Below are 1,599 nucleotides of genomic sequence, written 5' to 3'. Positions count from 1 at the left end.
GCGACGATAGTGTGAAGACGCGACAATAGCAAGCTGCCAGGTCCTTTTTTTATGCCTTCCAACAGGAGGGCTTTTTTTCTTAGTGTAAATTTTAGATAAGAATGGTATGATTATATAAGAGCACATAAGGAGATAGTATGATTACGATAGTAGAAGAAAAGGACGCAAAGTTTATAACTCATGCTGGATCATTTCATGCAGATGATGTTATGGCAACAGTCTTATTAGAAATATTATATGAAGATATTCCACTTGCAAGAGTTGCAGAAATAGATGAAAAAGATACAGATGCATTTGTCTATGATATTGGTTTAGGAAAGTATGATCATCATCAAGATGATAAAGTAAGAAGAGATAATGGGGTTGCTTATTCTTCTGTAGGTCTTATTTGGCGTGATTATGGAATACAGATTTTAGAAAAGTTAGGAATTCAAGATTATATAGACGAATATTTTTATGATATAGATGATCAGATCATCATGCCTATTGATGCATTGGATAATGGAGAAGGTGAACGCATTTCCATGACCATTTCATCTGTCATTTCTATTAGTAACCCTTTCTGGAATTCACCTATTAGTGGAGACGAAGCATTTTTAAAATCAGTTGATTTCATGAGAATGGTATTTAATGTATATATTGAATATTTAAAGGATGTTTATAATAATAATGAACTTGATTGGGATGATGGTTATGACTGGTTAGATCAGGTGATGAAGAAGATTGTCTTAGATAAAGCCAATGAAGCGAATTGTTTCATCTTTAATGAAGAAGGTGATGCCATAGATATGTGGAAAGAATATGGTGAAGAAATCATCACTTATTATAATAAATCAAGTAAACATGCAGAATTAGGTGTATATGATGTGAATAAGATGTTTGTGCAGCCACTTTCTTTTGAACGTGAAGAAACAGATGAAGTCACTGCTTATCCAGTAGAACAGCTCGCTATCTTAATGGAACATTATCATAAAAATGGTGAAGCATTACTTAAAGAGATATTTGATACCTGCATTCATTCAGAAGTAAGTAGAATTCAAGGAATGGATTATGTTGAAGCACAAATTGACTTATCAGAACATCATATTATGATTCTAGAACAGTTTGTCCCATGGAAAGGTACATTACTTAAATCAGAAAGCAATAAAGTAAATGATATCTATTTAACTGTGTTTCCATCTCAAAGAGGAGGATGGAACTTTCAGGGCGTTCCTCTATCGCCAGCAAGCTTTGATACACGTATCAAAGTACCTGAAGAGTGGTGTGGAAAACGTGATCAAGAATTAGTAGAACTTACTGGAGTAGAAGGTGCACGCTTTATCCATCCAGGAGGATTTATTGGTGGTGCTGAAAACTTTGAATCCATCATGGAACTAGCACAACGTATTGTAGAATATACTGAACAAAATAAAACACACTAAACTATTAAACAAGGCTGTCTTATGTGATAAGATAGCTTTTTTTGATGAAAATAAACAATATAAGAGATTTTGAATATTTTTTATAAAAAAATCAAAAAACTTTCAAAAAACACTTTACAAACGCTGCGATATTGGGTATTATAGACAGGCAGTCCGGGAGACGGGCTGAGACAGAACA

At 33.6% G+C, this 1,599-nt stretch carries 1 protein-coding gene; it reads left to right on the top strand.

The window, feature by feature from the left end:
- Positions 1–137 precede the first annotated feature (137 nt).
- Complete coding sequence (locus ABUA27_RS12615; protein ID WP_287968089.1) at positions 138–1,421, top strand: MYG1 family protein; 1,284 nt, start codon at positions 138–140, stop codon at positions 1,419–1,421.
- The last annotated feature ends 178 nt before the right edge of the window (positions 1,422–1,599 follow it).

This window comes from Catenibacterium sp. RTP21428st1_D7_RTP21428_210409, from assembly GCF_040227455.1.
Taxonomy (GTDB): domain Bacteria; phylum Bacillota_I; class Bacilli_A; order Erysipelotrichales; family Coprobacillaceae; genus Catenibacterium; species Catenibacterium mitsuoka_A.
Note: the sequence above shows the minus strand (reverse complement) of the source record. Positions and strands in the feature narration are given on the sequence as shown.

Coding starts and splice junctions, on each gene's coding strand:
- ABUA27_RS12615 (WP_287968089.1), top strand. CDS start 138: ATGATTACGATAGTAGAAGAAAAGGACGCAAAGTTTATAACTCATGCT.